This window comes from Oleiphilus sp. HI0128 (assembly GCF_001635365.1).
On the sequence record NZ_LWGG01001584.1, the window covers coordinates 1 to 271 of the forward strand.

General features: G+C 46.1%; 1 protein-coding gene. It reads right to left on the reverse strand.

The window, feature by feature from the left end; all coding sequences use genetic code 11:
* On the reverse strand, nucleotides 1-252 hold a 252-nt coding region (locus tag A3763_RS29280), incomplete at its 3' end, for a hypothetical protein (protein WP_231872331.1).
* Nucleotides 253-271 lie beyond the last annotated feature (19 nt).

The window sequence follows — 271 nt, forward strand, 5'->3', positions numbered from 1 at the left end:
GTAGCCTAAGTCTTCTGCCGCACCCGGCGCATTCATAAATGACACCACCTTTTTGCCTTTTAAGTCTTCAGGTCTACGAATAGGTGTTTTGCTCATTAAGCTTAGAGGTCTCACTGGCATAACATGTGCTGGATAAACACCTCGTCGAGTGAACTCCTCAGCCAAGCCATCAGCCATTAGCTCGTTCACAATTCGTGCAGTTAAGTAAGGGTTGGAAGGGGCTATATAGGGGAGCTGGATGGTTTTAAACAACTCAAAACCTTTTGCTTCG